This is a genomic window from Simiaoa sp. (assembly GCF_051972595.1).
Classification (GTDB): domain Bacteria; phylum Bacillota; class Clostridia; order Lachnospirales; family Lachnospiraceae; genus Acetatifactor; species Acetatifactor hominis.
This window is the reverse complement of record NZ_JBOKRY010000042.1, coordinates 1-18,566: the sequence shown is the minus strand read 5'-3', so window position 1 is coordinate 18,566 and position 18,566 is coordinate 1. Positions and strand designations below refer to the sequence as shown.

Here is an 18,566-nt window from a genome sequence, read left to right as displayed (position 1 = left end):
GAACAGATAGATAGCAAGGAGAAGAAGAGAATGGAAGTCTATTTGGACAATTCCGCTACCACCAGAACCTTTCCGGAAGTAGCCGAGTTGATGACGAAGATCATGTGTGAAGATTACGGAAATCCCTCCAGCCTGCATATGAAGGGAGTGGAGGCGGAGAAGTACCTCCGCTATGCCAAGGAGACTCTGGCAAGGATCCTGAAGGTGGAGGAGAGAGAGCTGTTGTTCACCTCCGGCGGTACAGAGTCCGATAATATGGCATTGATCGGCTGCGCCATGGCGAATTGCCGCAGGGGCAACCATCTGATCACAACACAGATCGAGCATCCTGCAATCCTGCAGACCATGCGTTACCTGGAGAGTCAGGGATACCGTGTCACGTATCTGCCGGTGGATTCCTGCGGACGCATTCGCCTGGAAGACCTGCGCAGAGCCATGACACCGGAGACCATTCTGGTATCCATTATGCATACAAATAACGAGATCGGAGCCCTGCAGCCCATTGAGGAAGCCGGAGCACTGATCAAACAGATGAACTCAGACACTTTATTTCACGTAGATGCGGTACAGGGATTCGGTAAGTCCAGGATCTATCCGAAAAAGATGCACATTGACCTGTTGTCCGTCAGCGGACACAAAATCCACGGTCCCAAAGGCGTCGGACTGTTATACGTAGGAGATAAGGTGAAGATCCAGCCTATCGTATTCGGTGGCGGTCAGCAGCAGAACCTTCGATCCGGCACAGAAAATGTCCCGGGAATTGCCGGACTTGCCAAAGCAGCGGAAATGTTGTACAGTCGTTTTGATGAGGATCATGCGAGACTTTGTGCCTGCAAGAGAAGATTTATTGAAGGTGTGGAGAGACTGGATCATGTGAAGGTTAACGGCCTTCTGCCGGATGCCCCTTACGGAGAGGGAACAGCAGCCCATATCGTCAGTGTGTCATTTGCCGGAGTAAGAAGCGAAGTACTCCTGCATGCGTTGGAGGACAAGGAAATCTATGTCTCCGCAGGAAGTGCCTGCTCCGCGCATAAGCCGCAGCCTTCCGCTACGCTGAAAGCTATCGGAGTGGATAAATCCCTGCTGGATTCCACTATACGCTTCAGCTTTTCAGTATTTACCACGGAAGAAGAGATTGACGTTTGCCTTCAGGCATTGTACAATATAGTACCTATGTTACGCAGATACAGTCGCAGATAAGAAAGGAAAAAAAGTGTTTACATCATTTTTGATAAAGTATGCCGAGATCGGCATTAAGGGAAAAAACCGCTACCTGTTCGAGGATGCTCTGGTACGTCAGATTAAATACGCTCTGAAAAAGTGTGAGGGAGAATTCCTGGTACACAAGACACAGGGACGTATTTTCGTAGATGCAGAGTCAGAATTCGACTATGATGAAGTCGTGGCACATCTGCAGAGAGTCTTCGGTATCTCCGGCATCTGCCCGGTAGTCCATGTACAGGATGAAGGCTTCGAGAAGCTGTGCGAGACTGTGATCGACTACATTGCAAAGGTATATCCGGACTGTAATCAGACTTTCAAGGTGGCAGCAAGACGTGCCCGGAAAAATTACCCCAAGGATTCCATGACCATCAACATGGATATGGGCGAAGCCATTCTCAATGCTTACCCCAATATGAAGGTGGATGTACACCATCCCGACATCATGTTGAACATCGAGATCCGTGAGGAAATCTATATCTACTCCGTGATCCTGCCCGGTCCCGGAGGAATGCCCGTAGGCACCGGCGGCAAGGGAATGTTATTACTGTCCGGTGGTATCGATTCCCCTGTGGCAGGCTATATGATCGCCAAGAGAGGTGTCAAGATCGATGCGGTATATTTCCATGCACCGCCTTACACCAGCGAGCGCGCAAAACAGAAAGTAGTGGATTTGGCGAAGATCGTTGCCCGTTACACCGGACCTATCTACCTGCATGTGATCAACTTTACCGATATTCAGTTATATATTTACGAGAAATGTCCTCATGAGGAACTGACCATTATCATGCGCCGTTATATGATGCGTATTGCGGAGCAGATCGCAAAGGAGACCGAGTGCCTGGGACTGATCACCGGTGAGAGTATCGGACAGGTGGCATCCCAGACCATGAATTCCCTGATCGCGACCAACGAAGTGTGTGAGCTGCCGGTATACCGTCCGCTGATCGGATTCGATAAGCAGGAGATCGTAGAAGTATCCGAGAAGATCGGTACTTACGAGACTTCCATTCTGCCCTATGAAGACTGCTGTACTATCTTCGTGGCAAAGCATCCTGTGACGAAGCCGAATGTAAAGGTGATCCGCAGACATGAGCACAATCTGGATGAGAAGATCGACGAACTGGTGCAGACCGCATTAGAGACCAAAGAACTGATCATTGCGGAAGCATAAGTGCGAATGCAGAGTAACTATTCAGAACCGGAGAAACAGAGGTGCTGAATAGTTACTTTTTTGGAACGGCATATAAAAAACACCTCAAGAGGATTGCGTCTCTCAAGGTGTTCTCTGTTTTACTATGTATTCGGATTCCCGAATCGGTAACTTATACCAGATAAGGCTTTAATACTTCCAGAACCTCATCAGCGCCATCCTCTGCATGGATGTTCAGGTCGATAGGCTTGGAAAGATCCAGACTGAAGATACCCATGATGGACTTTGCATCAATTACGTATCTGCCGGATACAAGATCGAAATCATAATCGAACTTAGTAATATCGTTTACGAAAGATTTTACCTTATCAATAGAATTTAAAGAAATCTGAACTGTCTTCATGTTGACTACCTCCTTAATGTGTGTCATACCTTCTGACTTCATATTAATGGCTGAACGAGCAAAAGTCAAGACGAAAACAATACAAAAAAAGTGAGGAATCCTATGAAAAGTGTAGCATTACACAACCTTGGATGTAAGGTTAATTCCTATGAAATAGAAGTAATGCAACAAATGTTACAAGAAAAAGGTTATACTATTGTACCATTTGATGAAATCGCGGATATTTATATCGTAAATACCTGCACGGTTACCAATATTGCAGACCGGAAAAGCAGACAGATGCTTCATCGTGCGAAGCAGAAAAATCCGGCGGCACTGGTAGTTGCAGTTGGCTGCTATGTGCAGACCGGAAGGGAAGATGTGGAGCAGGATCCCTGTATCGATCTGGCGATCGGCAACAACCGCAAGAAGGATCTGGCATCCATTCTGGAGGAGTACTTACGGGATCTGGAACAGGAAGATGCGGTGGCGGAGAATGTAGAAAATATCGGACATGGAGTGGACAAGACTCTGCATGACACTACTGTCATTGATATTAACCATACCGCAGAATACGAAGAAATGACTCTGAAACAGACGGCAGAGCACACCCGTGCCTATATTAAAATTCAGGACGGATGCAATCAGTTCTGCTCTTACTGCGTTATCCCTTATGCCAGAGGCAGAGTCCGCAGCCGTAGGGCGGAAGATATCATCCGGGAGATCACCGGCATGGCGAAGAACGGTTACCGGGAGATCGTACTGACAGGTATCCATATCAGCTCCTACGGCATTGATTTTGACGAGGAAGCCTGGAAGCGGGGAGAAAGCATCTCCGTATTAAAAGAAGATGAGGAGAGAAGAGATTATTCCGGCAGCAGTAAGCTGATCGATCTGCTGGAACGGATCCATGATATTGAAGGTATTGAGCGGATCCGCATCGGTTCCCTGGAACCCCGCATCGTCACAGAGGAGACCGCAGCAAGAATGGCGGCACTGCCAAAGCTGTGTCCCCATTTCCATCTGTCCTTACAGAGCGGCTGTGATGCGACACTGCGCCGTATGAACCGTAAGTATACTTCCGAAGAATATGCGGAAAGCGTAGCACTGCTCCGCAAGGTATTCGATCATCCGGCGATTACTACGGATGTTATCGTGGGATTCCCCGGGGAGACCGAGGAAGAGTTTGCGCAGACGGTAGGATTTTTAGACCGGATTCAATTCTTCGAGATGCATATTTTCAAGTATTCCAAACGGGCAGGCACCAGAGCGGCCGTGATGCCTCACCAGGTACCGGATCAGGTAAAGACAGTCAGAAGTGCAGAACTTCTGGCAATGGAAAAGGAGCAGTCGAAGCAGTTTCGGGCACATTACCTGGGGCAGGAGGCGGAAGTGCTCCTGGAGGAGACCAAGGAGATCGATGGAACGAAATATCTGTTGGGACACACGAGAGATTATGTCAAGCTGGCTGTCTCTGTGAAGGAAAATAAAAAAAATGTTGCAAATACCGTGATATGCGGCAAAGTACAGGGTTTTTTGACGGATGAAATCCTATTACTATCACCCCTTGAATTTTCAAAGTAAATGCGGTAATATAAGGCATAACCAAAACGTTTTATTGCAGAAAAAGAGGATCATATGCAGGACTTAGGAAATACACAATACTTCAAGGTAGAGACAGAACCTGAGACCGGCGTAAAGCTGGTGCTTGCTACCGTATATGAGGCACTGACAGAGAAGGGATATAACCCTGTGAATCAGATCGTTGGTTATATTATGAGCGGAGACCCCACTTATATTACCAGCCATAAGAATGCCCGCAGCCTGATCATGAAGGTGGAACGGGATGAATTGGTAGAAGAACTGCTCACGGAGTATATCAGGACCAAACACTGGAAATAATCACAATTATCAGGAGGACCCACATGCGTATCATGGGTTTGGATTTCGGCTCACGTACCGTGGGCGTGGCGATCAGCGACAGTCTGCTCTTAACTGCGCAGGGAGTAGAGATCATTCGCCGCAAGGAAGAGAATAAATTACGGCAGACATTAGCCCGCATCGAGGAACTGATCGTAGAGAATGAAGTGGAAGAGATCGTACTGGGACTTCCCAAGAACATGAACGATACGGAAGGCGTCCGCGTGGAACTGACCAAGGAGTTCAAGGAGAAGCTGGAGCGCAGAACCGGGCTCCCGGTATACTTCTGGGATGAGAGACTGACTACCGTAGCAGCGGACAAGACTATGATGGAAGCGGGAATCCGCCGTGAGAACCGCAAGGATTACGTGGACATGATCGCAGCTACCCTGATCTTACAGGGATACCTGGACCGCAGGAACAATGAGAAGAAAAAGGAATCGGAATGAGTAAATTGGAAAAGATCACATTTCGTCCGGAGGGCGAAGAACCTGTAGAATTTTATGTACTGGAACAGACCAGGATCGGTGGACACAATTACATCCTGGTGACTGATGTGGAAGAGGGCGACGGAGATGCCCTGATCCTGAAGGATATGTCTCAGGATGGTGAAGAAGAGAGCATTTATGATGTAGTCTCCGATGATGAAGAACTGGAAGCAGTATCCGGAGTATTTGCGGATATGCTGGAAGACGTTGATTTAATTTAATTTTAGATAAATACAGGCGGTCCTGCGAGAAGGACGGTCTTATATTTATATATGATTTGTATGATTGGCAGAGAGGGATATCGGATGCTTTGCCGGTTTCAACATATAATGGTTTTATGCTAAAAGTGACAGGGAATACACGATGGGCATGAGAAGTGCCGTTATTTTGATGGAATCGTAAGATCTGGAATGCCTGATCCCACGGGAGTTTTCGAGAAGAGAGCCGAGGGAACAGGCGGGCAATCACAGATCTTTGTTTGCAGAGCATACCAGTCCGTTCTAACGCCGGAATACATACACGAAGCAAGATGTATAGACGTATAGAATTTGGAGGTAATTTCGTTGAAAAAGAAAAAAGAGAATAGTAGCGTTTCAGGCCTGAAGATCATTCCTTTAGGAGGCCTGGAACAGATTGGTATGAACATTACTGCCTTCCAGTATGAGGACAGTATTATTGTGGTGGACTGCGGTCTGTCTTTCCCTGCGGATGACATGTTGGGAATCGATCTGGTCATTCCGGATGTAACCTACCTGAAGGATAACATCGACAAGGTAAAAGGTTTCGTCATCACCCACGGACATGAGGACCATATCGGAGCACTGCCCTATGTACTGCGGGATATTAATGTGCCTATTTACGCAACCCGCCTGACCATGGGTATTATTGAGAACAAGCTGACCGAGCACAATCTCATGAAGAAGACCAAACGTAAAGTGGTGAAGTTCGGACAGTCCATCAATCTGGGTGATTTCCGCGTGGAATTTATCAAGACAAATCACAGCATTGTAGATGCCGCAGCACTGGCAATTTATTCTCCTGCCGGTATCGTGGTGCACACCGGAGACTTCAAGGTGGACTACACACCGGTATACGGTGATGCCATTGACTTACAGCGTTTTGCCGAGATCGGTAAAAAGGGTGTACTGGCACTGATGTGCGACTCCACCAACGCAGAGCGTCCCGGTTTTACTCCTTCCGAGAAGACTGTGGGTAAGACTTTTGATACTTTATTTGAGGAACATAAGAATACCAGGATCTTCGTGGCAACGTTTGCATCCAACGTAGACCGTGTGCAGCAGATCATCAATACTGCATATAAATTTGGTCGTAAAGTGGCTGTGGAAGGCAGAAGCATGGTGAATATTCTGGATACTGCCATCAAGCTGGAATGCATTAATATTCCGGAAAATACACTGGTGGATCTGGATCAGATGAAAAACTATCCCGATGAGCAGCAGGTCATCATCACCACCGGAAGCCAGGGCGAGAGTATGGCAGCCCTGTCCCGTATGGCAAACAACATGCACCGCAAGATCACCATCGGCGCCGGTGATACCGTAATTTTCTCATCGAACCCCATTCCGGGCAATGAGAAGTCCGTAACGAAGATCATTAACGAACTGTTACGTAAGGGCGCAGATGTTATTTTCCAGGATGCCCATGTATCCGGACATGCCTGCCAGGAAGAGATCAAACTGATCTATACCCTGATCCATCCGAAGTATGCAGTTCCTGTCCACGGTGAATACAAGCATCTGAAAGCACAGGCGAAGATCGCAGAGAACCTTGGCATCAGCAAGGACAATATTTTCATCCTGTCCTCCGGCGATGTACTGGAAGTCAGCGAGGAGCAGGCAAAGGTCAGCGGCAGAGTACCCGTAGGCGCGATCCTCGTAGACGGTCTGGGTGTCGGTGATGTCGGAAATGTAGTACTGAGAGATAGACAGCATCTGGCAGAAGATGGTATTATGATCGTGGTTATGAGTCTGGACAGAGCCAGCGGTGAACTGGTAGCTGGTCCCGATATCGTGTCCAGAGGTTTTGTATATGTGAAGGAATCCGACGAACTGATCGAGGAAGCAAGACGTACCGTGGATGATGCGCTGCAGGCATGCCTGGATAAGGGAATCACGGATTGGGGCAAACTGAAGACTACTACCAAGGATGTCCTCGGTGATTATGTATGGAAGAAGACCAAGAGACGTCCCATGATCCTTCCGATCATTATGGAAGTGTAATATTAGCGATTGCTGGAAAGGTCGTAAGCAGATGAAGATTACAGCGGACGAAAATGTGAACGAGGCAGTGAAACAACTGGTCGGCGCAATCCGGAACACGGACGCCTATCTGGAATATCAGAGGCAATTGGCGCGTGTCAAAGAGCAGCCGGAGCTGAAGCGGCAGATCGATGATTTCCGGATCAGAAACTTTGAACTGCAGACCAGTAAGGACACCAATTTTGACAAGATCGATCAGTTCACCAGAGAGAATGAAGCGTTCCGTGAGAATCCGCTGGTATCTGATTTCCTGGCGGCGGAGCTTGCTTTCTGCCGTATGATGCAGGAGATCGGTCTCTATGTTACCGATCAGATGAGGTTCGAGTAGTTCCAGTAGGAAAGGACAACAACATGAAAGCAGCTAATTTAGCAGGCGCCGTTTTGGGCGCGATCTTAAAAGTAGTGTTTGTGGTGATCGTAGTATATATGGTATATACCGGTGTATCCAAATGTTATGATTACGGATATCGTATTTTCACAGAGCCGGCAGTTTCCTCCGGAGAAGGCCGTAAGGTTACGGTGACGCTGACCTCCGATATGTCTGCTACGGAGATCGGGGCAGTCATGCAGGAAAAAGGTCTGGTAAGAGATGCGAAACTGTTTGCATTACAGTATCTGCTGTCAGAATACAAAAAAGAGTGGAAGCCCGGTACCTATGAACTAAGCACCGCAATGACTGCAGAAGAGATGATGGAAGTCATGGCAGGACAGACGGAAACCAGCACGGAGGAGAGCGTAGAGACGATCGACAACGGCAGTGCGGTGACCGGAGATACACAACAGGAGACCGTTGTACAGTAGGGTGCTATATGCCAGTGGCACATGTTTAGCACGGAGCAATCCGTAAGTATCAAAGGCAGGGGTGCCCCCGACATCATTATATGAAATGAGGATAGTATGATCATAGACGAAAGAATGTCCGCATTTATTGATTCCCTGGACAGCGGGAATCCTGCATGGCTGAATGAGATTGAGAAATATGCACTGGACACACAGGTCCCTATCATACGCAGATCCATGCAGAGTCTGTTAAAATTTTTGCTGAGATTCACAAAGCCGAAGAGCATCCTGGAAGTCGGGACTGCGATCGGCTTTTCTGCGTTACTGATGAGTGAATATGCGCCTAAAGATTGCCACATCACCACCATAGAAAAATATGAGAAAAGGATCCCTATTGCGAAAGAAAACTTTCGGAAGACGGGACGGGAAGACCGGATCACATTGTTAGAGGGAGATGCCACAGAGATTCTAAAAGGACTGGACGGCACATATGACATCATTTTCATGGATGCGGCAAAGGGGCAGTATATTAATTTCCTGCCGGATATTTTACGGCTGCTGCCTTCCGGAGGCCTGCTGATCTCTGATAATGTATTGCAGGACGGAGACATCATAGAATCCCGCTTCGCCGTCACCAGACGCAACCGCACCATCCACGCGAGAATGCGGGAATACCTGTATGAATTAAAACACCATCCGGAACTGGAGACCGTGATATTGCCGGTGGGGGATGGCGTGACGCTGAGTACGAAGAAATAAGGAGAAAGAAAATGACTTATAAAAAACCGGAACTTTTGATTCCTGCCAGCAGTCTGGAAGTATTAAAGACCGCGGTGATGTTCGGAGCAGACGCTGTATACATTGGCGGAGAGGCTTTCGGACTGCGTGCCAAGGCGAAAAATTTCAGCAGCGAAGAGATGGCGGAGGGAGTGACTTTCGCCCACGCCCATGGCGTGAAAGTCTATGTGACCGCCAATATTCTGGCACACAACTATGATCTTGACGGTGCCAGAAAATATTTTGCCGAGCTGCGGGATATGAAACCGGAACAGCCGGACGCACTGATCATTTCTGATCCCGGAATGTTCATGATCGCCAAGGAAGTATGGCCCCAGGTGGAAGTGCATATTTCGACACAGGCGAATAACACGAATTACGAAACCTATCTGTTCTGGTGGAAACTGGGAGCTAAAAGAGTAGTATCTGCCAGAGAACTTTCCCTGGTAGAGATCAAAGGAATTCGAGAAAAAATCCCTGCGGAGATGGAAATTGAGAGCTTTGTCCATGGGGCAATGTGCATTTCCTATTCCGGCAGATGCCTGCTGAGCAATTTCTTCACCGGAAGAGATGCCAACAGAGGTGCCTGCACCCATCCCTGCCGCTGGAAATATGCGGTGGTGGAAGAGACAAGACCCGGAGAATACCTGCCGGTCTATGAGAACGAGAGGGGAACCTATATTTTCAACTCCAAGGATCTGTGCATGATCGAACATATTCCGGAGCTGGTGGAGGCGGGGATCGACAGCCTGAAGATCGAAGGCCGTATGAAGACGGCACTGTATGTGGCTACCGTTGCCAGAACTTATCGGAAGGCTATTGATGACTATTTTGCCGATCCGGATCTGTATGAGAAAAATATGGACTGGTATAAGGCGGAAATTTCCAAATGTACTTACAGACAGTTTACGACAGGATTCTATTTCGGCAAGCCGGATGAGAACACCCAGATCTATGATAACAACACGTACGTGAACGAATATATCTATCTGGGAATCGTGGAAGCGGTGAAAACTGCGGCAAAGATCTGGGAGAATATCCCGGAAGGATTGGAAGCGGCGGATGACTTATGCCGGATCGAACAACGGAATAAATTCTGTGTGGGAGATATGATCGAGATCATGAAGCCGGACGGCACCAATATGCCGGTGATCGTGGAAGCTATGTACACGGAAGAGGGGGAAAGTGTGGACAGTGCGCCCCATCCCAAGCAGGTACTGTGGATAAAAACAACGGGAGTGCCTGAAACATATGATTTATTGCGCTGCGAAAACGGAAAATAATAGAGATGTTATGTGCTGAAGAGGGTTTACAAATGACAAAATGCATAAAGCCGCATGATAAGATAAATATAGTTGTGTATATCTTGCTCAGCTTCCTGATGATTTGCATGATTGAGATGACAATTAAATATCCTACAAATAATCTTATTTCCTGGCAGATGTTGTTAGGAACTTTGATCGGAACAATATTACTGTTGATAGTGGGAAAAAAGTGGAATCGAATATATGATAAAATCGGTAGAAAATCAGCAATTTATTGGATGTGTCTAGGAATGTTCGGAATTGCACTGTATGCTGTTTCTATGAGTAGAGAAGACAATCGATATACGATGATTGATTATCAACAGATTTACAGTGCAGCAGCTGATCTGGCTGTTGGAAAAGAAATAACAAATGAGAATTATTTTTTGACTTATTCGAATAACCTGAAACCGATGCTTTTGCTGTCTGTATTATTCAGAATAGCTGATTTTATGCATCTGCCGGCATTTCACTTTGTCCTGGGAATAAATGTTCTGCAAATACTTTTAGTTATTTGGGGATGTGGATATTTGACAGAGCGAAACGGTGACAGCAGATGGAGATTCCCGATTTTAATGGCATATGTTTTTTTTCTTCCGATATGGGGAATGGCGTCTGTGTTTTATACAGATTCTATGAGCTTTGGCTTGGGAATATTAGGCCTGGCAATGTTGAAAAAGGCTCATAATACAGATGGAAAAGCCAGGTGGTGCTGGCTGGGTGGAGCTTCCGCTTACCTGGTGCTGGCAATTGCTTGGAAAATTACGGCAATCATTCCGGTAATTGCTGCAGTAATAATTGTTTTATGGCAGAAGGTACAGAGTGACAGGAAGAATATTATTGAATTTTTGATTATTTTTGGAGCACTCAGTATGATGCTGAGTATCTGGACAAATAAGTATGATATTGCAAGACAGGCAAAGACGACTGCAAACCCATTGATTAGTTGGGTGGCGCTTGGGATAAAAGGAAATGGTTCGTGGGATAACAATCGGGAATTTATTTTGAATTTGAATGAATTGGCGACAACGCATGAAAAAAAGGAGTATGCTTTAAATTACATAAAAGAAAATAAGAATAGTTTTTTTGATCTCGAACATCTGATTCAGAAAAACAGCCAGAATTTTGCAAACGGCAATATGGGTGTGCGGGAGTTTTTATTTATAGAGAAGGATGATGGAACCTTCCTCTGGAATCTATTTTCTCCATGGGGAAAATATTATTGGAGAATGAGCCAGTATTGCTTTTGCTATTTGAGCAGCATCTATATGCTGCTGATGTTAGGAATGTTTCAGTGTGTGATAGAAATATTCAGAGGAAGAGAAGTCTCGCCGTTACTCATGGTCTGCCAGTTGTCGTTTTTCGGAATCTATATATTCTTGATGCTTTGGGAAGCCAACAATCGACAAATGTATAATCAGATGCCGGGGCTGATTCTGGGCGCAGTACTTAGCCTTAGGGAGATTTTGTTGAACAAACCTATCAAAAATAGTGATTGACCGCTATGACGCACATGTTGTAAACTATATGGGAATAATTTGTAATCTTCGGATATTACGATAATCCTAGAAGGGAAGTAGGGACATGCGCGAAGAATTAAATGTAGAGGAGCTTTTCGCCAGCAAAGTATTTACTTTGGGTAAAATGAAAGAGAGACTCCCCAAGAGCACTTACAAAGAAGTCAAGAAAGTCATGGATCAGGGAGGAGAACTTTCCCTGGCGACTGCCGATGTGGTGGCAACAGCAATGAAGGACTGGGCGATCGAGAACGGGGCAACCCATTATACTCATTGGTTCCAGCCGTTGACCGGTATCACCGCTGAAAAACACGATGCTTTTGTAACACATCCCGATGAGGATGGCCGTATGATCATGGAATTTTCCGGTAAGGAACTGATCAAGGGCGAGCCTGATGCATCTTCTTTCCCGTCCGGGGGCTTGCGTGCGACTTTTGAGGCAAGAGGTTATACCACATGGGATATTACCTCTCCTGCATTTATCAAAGAGACAGCAACCGGTCCGACGCTTTGTATCCCCACTGCTTTCTGTTCTTATAAGGGCGAAGCTCTGGATAAAAAGACACCGTTACTTCGTTCCATGGAAGCTTTGAGCAAACAGGCAATCCGTATTGTACGTCTGTTCGGCAATACAGAGGCAACCAAGGTACTGCCTTCCGTCGGTGCAGAGCAGGAATATTTCCTGGTGGATTCTGCCAAGGCGCTGCAGCGTGAAGATATTATTTTCTCCGGACGCACCCTGTTCGGTGCCCCTGCACCTAAGGGTCAGGAGATGGATGACCATTATTTCGGTGTTATCCGTGAGCGTATCGGCGGATTTATGCATGACGTGAATATTGAGCTGTGGAAATTGGGCGTGACTTCCAAGACCCAGCATAATGAGGCGGCTCCCGCACAGCACGAAGTGGCTCCCATCTACGAATCCGCGAATGTGGCAGTGGACCATAACCAGCTGGTAATGGAGACACTGAAGCGTGTGGCAGGCAAACATGGCCTGCGCTGTATGCTGCATGAAAAGCCTTTTGCCGGAGTGAACGGTTCCGGTAAGCATAACAACTGGTCCATCACCACGGATAACGGAGTGAATCTGTTAGAGCCGGGACAGACCCCGAATGAAAATATTCAGTTTTTGTTAGTGCTGGCATGTATCATGAAGGCAGTAGATACCCATGCGGATCTGCTGCGCCAGAGTGCATCTAATGTAGGCAATGATCACAGACTGGGTGGCTATGAGGCACCGCCTGCTATCATCTCTATTTTCCTGGGTGAGCAGCTGGAGGATGTCGTGTCACAGCTGGTAGAGACCGGTAAAGCGGATAATCTGAAAGAGGGCGGCGTGCTCCGTACCGGTGTATCCACGCTTCCTGATTTTGTAAAGGATGCGACGGACAGAAACCGTACTTCACCCTTCGCGTTTACCGGTAATAAATTTGAATTCCGTATGGTGGGAAGTGAGGATTCCATCGGAAGTCCCAACACCACTCTGAATGCCATTGTGGCAGAGGCTTTCTGTGAAGCAGCAGACCGCCTGGAAGGTGCGGAAGATTTCGATATGGCAGTGCATGACCTGATCAAGGAATATATGACCGAGCATCAGCGCATCATCTTCAACGGCAACGGTTATGCCAAGGAATGGGAAGAAGAAGCAGCCAGAAGAGGACTGCCCAACATTCCTTCCATGGTGGCGGCAGTAGACACCCTGACCACCCCCAAGGCGATCCATCTGTTTGAGAAGTTCGGTATTTTCACCGAAGCAGAGCTGCGCTCCCGTGCGGAGGTGCTGTATGAGACCTATGCGAAGACCATCAATATCGAGGCGCTGACCATGGTGGATATGGCGAATAAGCAGATCATCCCCGCAGTCATGAAGTACAGCAAGTCTTTGGCGGATGCTGTGATCGCTATCACAGAGGCCGGCGGAGATACCTATGTTCCTACCCGTATGCTGCAGCAGATCACACAGAAGCTGACGGAGATGGAGAAGGCATCCGAGGCACTGTTAGAAGAGGAGAAGAAAGCTTCTGCCATGCCCAGAGGCAAGGAGCAGGCATTCTGCTATCACGATAAAGTCATGGTGGCAATGAACGCTCTGAGAAGACCTGCGGATGAACTGGAGAAGCTGGTGGATAAAAAATACTGGCCGTTCCCGACCTATGCAGATCTGCTGTTTGAAGTATAGAGCGCTTCAAAGGTCGTTTCGGATGCAATAATAAAATTTTTTCAAAAAGGGTATTGCAATCGAAAAAAAACTGTTGTATAGTAATGAACCATAGAGGAGCGATCCTCACAAGTTAATATTTTTCAATGCGAAACGAAGGCGTTTACACTAGGAGTGTAGCGCCTTTTTTGTTGCTATTTGGAGCCACCCGGAAAGCATCGTAGAGACGATTTTGCGAATGGAGGTTCTGAATAGTCAACCCAGGTGTAGTCGCAGGAAGCATGAAAAATAGCAAAAATAAGGAGGAAACGAAGATGAGTGAAGTATTAAATGTGGAAGAAATCTTTGGCAGTAAGGTATTCACTCTGGGTAAGATGAGGGAAAGATTACCCAAGAGCGTCTACAAAGAAGTGAAGAAGATCATTGATCATGGCGGAGAGCTGTCTTTAGCTACCGCAGATGTTGTGGCAAAAGCAATGAAGGACTGGGCGATCGAGAACGGTGCAACACATTATACTCACTGGTTCCAGCCTCTGACCGGTATCACTGCTGAGAAGCATGACGCATTCGTAACTCATCCCGATGAATCTGGTAAGATGATCATGGAGTTCTCCGGCAAGGAACTGATCAAGGGCGAGCCCGATGCATCTTCCTTTCCCTCCGGAGGCTTACGGGCAACTTTTGAGGCAAGAGGCTATACCGCATGGGATATCACATCTCCTGCATTTCTGAAAGAAGATGCAACCGGCGTGATCCTTTGCATTCCCACTGCTTTCTGTTCTTACAAGGGTGAGGCACTGGATAAGAAGACACCACTGCTTCGTTCCATGGAAGCTGTCAGCACCCAGGCACTGCGTATCGTAAGACTGTTCGGAAATACCGAAGCTACCAAGGTCGTAGCAAGTGTAGGACCGGAGCAGGAATATTTCCTGGTAGACAGAGATAAATACTTAAAGCGTGAAGATCTGATCTTCGCAGGACGCACCCTGTTCGGTGCACCCGCACCCAAGGGACAGGAACTGGAGGATCATTACTTCGGTACCATCCGCGAGAGAATCGGTTCCTTCATGAAGGATCTGAATATTGAGCTGTGGAAGCTGGGCGTAACCGCCAAGACACAGCACAACGAGGTAGCTCCCGCACAGCATGAACTGGCACCCATTTATGAGACTGCTAACATCGCAGTAGATCATAACCAGCTGGTTATGGAGACGATGAAAAAAGTAGCCGGTCGTCATGGAATGACCTGTCTGCTGCATGAGAAGCCTTTTGCCGGAGTGAACGGCTCCGGTAAACATAACAACTGGTCCCTGGGAACTGATAATGGCGTGAACCTGTTAGATCCCGGTGACACTCCGAACGAGAACATCCAGTTCCTGCTGGTACTGGCATGTATTCTGAAAGCCGTAGATACCCATGCAGATCTGCTTCGTCAGAGTGCATCCGATGTCGGCAACGATCACAGACTGGGAGCTAACGAGGCACCTCCCGCAATCATTTCCGTATTCCTGGGCGAACAGCTGGAGGATGTAGTAAAGCAGCTGGTAGAGACCGGTGATGCAACCCATTCCATTCAGGGTGGTAAGCTTTTAACCGGCGTATCCACACTGCCGGATCTGGATAAGGATGCAACAGATCGTAACAGAACTTCACCGTTTGCTTTTACCGGTAATAAGTTTGAGTTCCGTATGGTAGGTAGTGCAGACTCCATCGCAAGTCCCAACACCACTCTGAATGCTATCGTTGCGGAAGCTTTCTGTGAGGCAGCAGATATTCTGGAGAAGGCAGACGATTTCGATATCGCAGTACATGATCTGATCAAGAAGTATCTGACTGAGCATCAGAGAATCATTTTCAATGGCAACGGTTATTCCGAAGAGTGGGTAGAAGAGGCAGCGAAAAGAGGGCTTCCCAACATTAAGTCTATGGTAGAGGCTTCCGAGACTCTGACCACCGAGAAGTCCATCAAGCTGTTTGAAAAATTCGGTATTTTCACCGAGGCAGAATTAAGATCCCGCGAGGAGATTCTGTACGAAACCTACTCCAAGACCATTAATATCGAAGCTCTGACCATGGTAGATATGGCGAAGAAACAGTATATTCCCGCAGTTATGGAATACACTAAGACTCTGGCTGATACCGTACTGGCTGTTAAGAGTGCAGGTGTCGATGCTACTGTGCAGACCACAGCTCTGAAGAGTATCTCCGAGAAACTGGCAGAGGCACAGACAGCAGAGACTTCACTGGAAGATAAGCTGGCAGAGGCAGCAGGTATCGAAGATCCCAAGAAGCTTGCTTTCTTCTATAAAGATGTGGTACATACCGCAATGGATGACCTGAGAACTCCCGTGGATGAACTGGAGATGATGGTTGACAAGAAAGTATGGCCGGTACCTACCTATGGCGATCTGATCTTTGAAGTATAAAAAAATACTATAATACATTTCTCTCATTGTGTTGAACAGAACGAGGCTTATTGCATTGACAGTAAGCTTCGTTTTTTGTAGTTCGCCTTGTGGCGCACGCATCTGACAGGAAAGCTGTTCGGAGGCCGTTTGCTGATTGCTATCAAAAAAATCCTATGTTATGATAACAGCATGATGAAAAACAAAAAATTTTGGAAAACTATTTGCGTTCTGGCAATAATTGCATATACGTTAAAAAATCTGTTGATCGGAACAGATACAGATGAAGGGTACGGTATCATGGTGGGATACCGGCTTGCCATGGGCGACCGGCTGCTATTGGATATGTGGGAACCTCATCAGACGTCTGCTATTTTTACGGCATTGTTTATCGGACCGTTTGTACGTCTGACCGGCGGCGTGAATTACCTGAATCTGTTTTTAAGAGTGGTATTTTTCCCGATTCAGGCAGGGGTCAGTGTCTTCCTATATAAAACAATCAGAAAAACTGCACCTCGGGTGGATGCGTCCGTAGCTGCCCTGATGGGGCTGTTGTATTATGTGACAACGCCAAAATCTGTTTTTATTCCTGAGTATTCTAACCTTCACAACTGGTTTTTCTCGCTGATGGTGCTGTGTCTTTTGAGATATTTTGGAACAAAAGATTCTGAGGGCAGCCGGGTGGAAGGAAAGCTTGGATATCTGGTACTTGCGGGAATTTTTATGACCTGTGACGTGCTGGCGTATCCCAGTATGGTGCTGGTGTTTCTATGTTGCATGGGCTTCCTGCTTTTGCGTAAGTCAAAGCGGAAGGTGAGAGAGGTTTTAGCGTATGCGCTGCCCTGTGTATTGAGTGCGGGGGTGATGCTTGGGTATCTGCTGACCTATATGACACCGCAGATCATGATGCAGATGATAGGAGAGATTCTGGGAGAAGGATCCCACCAGACATCGACAGCAGATAAATTGCTGTTGTGGTTCGGAAGCCTGGGAAAGGTGTTGGCAATTCTCCTGGCAGCGTTGCTTATTGCGGGATTGATTCGATGGATTGTAGAGAACAAGATGAAAAAGCAGCTCCCGGAACTGCTTCGTCAGCCGGGAATGCTATTTTTCCTGATTGCATTCGTGGTTCAGATCGGATTCTGGCTGTTCAGTTCCTTTAATGCCATCTATCCACAGCTTCTTCTGATGGCGTTATCTTTGGAAGGTATATACATTTATCTTCAGAAGGACCGGTCGGAAACACTTTTCTTCCGATGGATCCTGCTTGTGTTTGTGAATTATTTTGCAGTGCTTTTGTTGTCTAACTGGGAGCCTATGTTGTTAAATACTTATCTGATCATGGGAGCAGAAGCAGGAGTGACAGCCTTAAGCTACTATTGGCAGAAAACAAGCGCATATGGGAAAAAGGCGTTGCAGGTCTTATGCCTGTGTCTGGTACTGGGAAATGCATTTGGGTACAGTTATCTGATTTTGGGATCCCAGGAATATCATGCTTCTGTGGTCCGCAATGTCCGGGGAATTAACCGGCAAGGGCTGCGGGCAGGAATTCTTACGGATTATATGACCGCATATCGCTACAACAATAATCTGGAGATATGGCAGGAGGCGGTGCCGGACGGCAGTACAGTGCTCTATGTAGGACCGTCACAATTTTTCTGCATGTTCGGAGAACATATTCAGGCATCTCCGGATACGATCTGTACTATGGTCTACGATGAGCGTCTGCTAGACTATTGGGATCTCCATCCGGAACGTTATCCGGATGTGGTGGTATTTGAAAGCAGCTATGGAGATATCCGGCAGGAAGGCGATAACTTTATCTGGAACTGGCTGATGGAAGAATTTCAGCCGGCGGAGAGGAAAGATTATCCCTATATCGCAGTGTTTACCAGGTGATTTTACAGAAATTGTTTTAATTTCATATACTTTTTTTAAAATTTTTTAAATTAGGTATTGCAAAATAGAAACAGATAGTGTATACTTCATCAAGTAAACGACATAGGGCTATCGCCAAACGGTAAGGCAACGGACTCTGACTCCGTCATTTCAAGGTTCGAATCCTTGTAGCCCTGCGAATGTAAACCTCAGTAGAGAAATCTACTGAGGTTTTTTATGCAATATTACTTAACTTGAGAGTTAATTAAGAAATGCTATCGAATCCCCGTAGCCCGCATTGGGG

At 47.0% G+C, this 18,566-nt stretch carries 16 protein-coding genes and 1 tRNA gene; 16 read left to right on the top strand and 1 reads right to left on the bottom strand.

Annotated features, from left to right (window positions below; translation table 11 throughout):
* The first annotated feature begins 30 nt into the window (after positions 1-30).
* Together ACTRDR_RS12380 and thiI are read left to right on the top strand one after the other, a co-directional pair.
* Entirely contained in the window at positions 31-1,200 is a 1,170-nt protein-coding gene (locus ACTRDR_RS12380; protein WP_176863902.1) for an IscS subfamily cysteine desulfurase, read from the top strand.
* Between the two features lie 13 nt (positions 1,201-1,213).
* Positions 1,214-2,395 (top strand): tRNA uracil 4-sulfurtransferase ThiI, encoded by a 1,182-nt coding sequence (thiI, locus tag ACTRDR_RS12375; protein WP_176863900.1) that lies wholly within the window; start codon positions 1,214-1,216, stop codon positions 2,393-2,395.
* A gap of 151 nt (positions 2,396-2,546) precedes the next feature.
* Here the strand turns inward: thiI and ACTRDR_RS12370 are convergent, their stop codons facing one another.
* The gene (locus tag ACTRDR_RS12370; RefSeq protein ID WP_022152847.1) at positions 2,547-2,777 is read right to left on the bottom strand and encodes an HPr family phosphocarrier protein; all 231 of its coding nucleotides are present in this window, start codon (positions 2,775-2,777) and stop codon (positions 2,547-2,549) included.
* Positions 2,778-2,879: 102 nt separating this feature from the next.
* On the opposite strand from ACTRDR_RS12370, the gene ACTRDR_RS12365 reads away from it, so the two are divergent.
* From ACTRDR_RS12365 to ACTRDR_RS12300, 14 genes are all read left to right on the top strand, one after another.
* Positions 2,880-4,340, top strand: a complete 1,461-nt coding sequence (locus ACTRDR_RS12365) for a MiaB/RimO family radical SAM methylthiotransferase (protein WP_440527846.1) — start codon at positions 2,880-2,882, stop codon at positions 4,338-4,340.
* A gap of 54 nt (positions 4,341-4,394) precedes the next feature.
* Positions 4,395-4,658 (top strand): IreB family regulatory phosphoprotein, encoded by a 264-nt coding sequence (locus tag ACTRDR_RS12360; protein WP_176863896.1) that lies wholly within the window; start codon positions 4,395-4,397, stop codon positions 4,656-4,658.
* Positions 4,659-4,681: 23 nt separating this feature from the next.
* Positions 4,682-5,125, top strand: a complete 444-nt coding sequence (gene ruvX, locus ACTRDR_RS12355) for a Holliday junction resolvase RuvX (protein WP_176863894.1) — start codon at positions 4,682-4,684, stop codon at positions 5,123-5,125.
* Between the two features lie 5 nt (positions 5,126-5,130).
* Positions 5,131-5,385, top strand: a complete 255-nt coding sequence (locus tag ACTRDR_RS12350) for a DUF1292 domain-containing protein (RefSeq protein WP_118538206.1) — start codon at positions 5,131-5,133, stop codon at positions 5,383-5,385.
* A 342-nt stretch (positions 5,386-5,727) separates the two neighbouring features.
* Complete coding sequence (locus ACTRDR_RS12345; protein ID WP_176863892.1) at positions 5,728-7,404, top strand: RNase J family beta-CASP ribonuclease; 1,677 nt, start codon at positions 5,728-5,730, stop codon at positions 7,402-7,404.
* Between the two features lie 31 nt (positions 7,405-7,435).
* Positions 7,436-7,771 (top strand): YlbF family regulator, encoded by a 336-nt coding sequence (locus ACTRDR_RS12340; protein WP_176863890.1) that lies wholly within the window; start codon positions 7,436-7,438, stop codon positions 7,769-7,771.
* A gap of 23 nt (positions 7,772-7,794) precedes the next feature.
* Positions 7,795-8,244, top strand: a complete 450-nt coding sequence (locus tag ACTRDR_RS12335; protein ID WP_176863888.1) for an endolytic transglycosylase MltG — start codon at positions 7,795-7,797, stop codon at positions 8,242-8,244.
* 96 nt (positions 8,245-8,340) lie between these two features.
* Positions 8,341-8,982: a class I SAM-dependent methyltransferase gene (locus tag ACTRDR_RS12330; RefSeq protein WP_176863886.1), complete on the top strand. Its 642-nt coding sequence runs from the start codon at positions 8,341-8,343 to the stop codon at positions 8,980-8,982.
* Between the two features lie 11 nt (positions 8,983-8,993).
* Positions 8,994-10,283 carry a peptidase U32 family protein gene (locus ACTRDR_RS12325; protein ID WP_440527843.1) on the top strand — a complete coding sequence of 430 codons (1,290 nt, stop codon included), beginning with the start codon at positions 8,994-8,996 and terminating at the stop codon, positions 10,281-10,283.
* Positions 10,284-10,315: 32 nt separating this feature from the next.
* A complete protein-coding gene (locus ACTRDR_RS12320) occupies positions 10,316-11,803 on the top strand; it encodes a hypothetical protein (protein WP_440527842.1) in 1,488 nt (495 codons plus the stop codon).
* An 85-nt stretch (positions 11,804-11,888) separates the two neighbouring features.
* Positions 11,889-14,000, top strand: coding sequence for a glutamine synthetase III (locus tag ACTRDR_RS12315; RefSeq protein WP_176863880.1), 2,112 nt, complete (start codon positions 11,889-11,891; stop codon positions 13,998-14,000).
* Positions 14,001-14,293: 293 nt separating this feature from the next.
* Complete coding sequence (locus tag ACTRDR_RS12310) at positions 14,294-16,405, top strand: glutamine synthetase III (protein ID WP_176863878.1); 2,112 nt, start codon at positions 14,294-14,296, stop codon at positions 16,403-16,405.
* A 171-nt stretch (positions 16,406-16,576) separates the two neighbouring features.
* Positions 16,577-18,283: a hypothetical protein gene (locus ACTRDR_RS12305; protein ID WP_440527839.1), complete on the top strand. Its 1,707-nt coding sequence runs from the start codon at positions 16,577-16,579 to the stop codon at positions 18,281-18,283.
* Between the two features lie 104 nt (positions 18,284-18,387).
* Positions 18,388-18,459: transfer RNA gene (locus ACTRDR_RS12300), tRNA-Gln, on the top strand.
* Positions 18,460-18,566 lie beyond the last annotated feature (107 nt).

Bases quoted from the DNA above. Each gene is read 5' to 3' on its own strand.
- ACTRDR_RS12380 (WP_176863902.1), top strand. From the start codon at position 31: ATGGAAGTCTATTTGGACAATTCCGCTACCACCAGAACCTTTCCGGAA.
- ACTRDR_RS12370 (WP_022152847.1), bottom strand. From the start codon at position 2,777: ATGAAGACAGTTCAGATTTCTTTAAATTCTATTGATAAGGTAAAATCT.
- ACTRDR_RS12365 (WP_440527846.1), top strand. From the start codon at position 2,880: ATGAAAAGTGTAGCATTACACAACCTTGGATGTAAGGTTAATTCCTAT.
- ACTRDR_RS12360 (WP_176863896.1), top strand. From the start codon at position 4,395: ATGCAGGACTTAGGAAATACACAATACTTCAAGGTAGAGACAGAACCT.
- ruvX (WP_176863894.1), top strand. From the start codon at position 4,682: ATGCGTATCATGGGTTTGGATTTCGGCTCACGTACCGTGGGCGTGGCG.
- ACTRDR_RS12340 (WP_176863890.1), top strand. From the start codon at position 7,436: ATGAAGATTACAGCGGACGAAAATGTGAACGAGGCAGTGAAACAACTG.
- ACTRDR_RS12335 (WP_176863888.1), top strand. From the start codon at position 7,795: ATGAAAGCAGCTAATTTAGCAGGCGCCGTTTTGGGCGCGATCTTAAAA.
- ACTRDR_RS12330 (WP_176863886.1), top strand. From the start codon at position 8,341: ATGATCATAGACGAAAGAATGTCCGCATTTATTGATTCCCTGGACAGC.
- ACTRDR_RS12325 (WP_440527843.1), top strand. From the start codon at position 8,994: ATGACTTATAAAAAACCGGAACTTTTGATTCCTGCCAGCAGTCTGGAA.
- ACTRDR_RS12320 (WP_440527842.1), top strand. From the start codon at position 10,316: ATGACAAAATGCATAAAGCCGCATGATAAGATAAATATAGTTGTGTAT.
- ACTRDR_RS12315 (WP_176863880.1), top strand. From the start codon at position 11,889: ATGCGCGAAGAATTAAATGTAGAGGAGCTTTTCGCCAGCAAAGTATTT.
- ACTRDR_RS12310 (WP_176863878.1), top strand. From the start codon at position 14,294: ATGAGTGAAGTATTAAATGTGGAAGAAATCTTTGGCAGTAAGGTATTC.
- ACTRDR_RS12305 (WP_440527839.1), top strand. From the start codon at position 16,577: ATGATGAAAAACAAAAAATTTTGGAAAACTATTTGCGTTCTGGCAATA.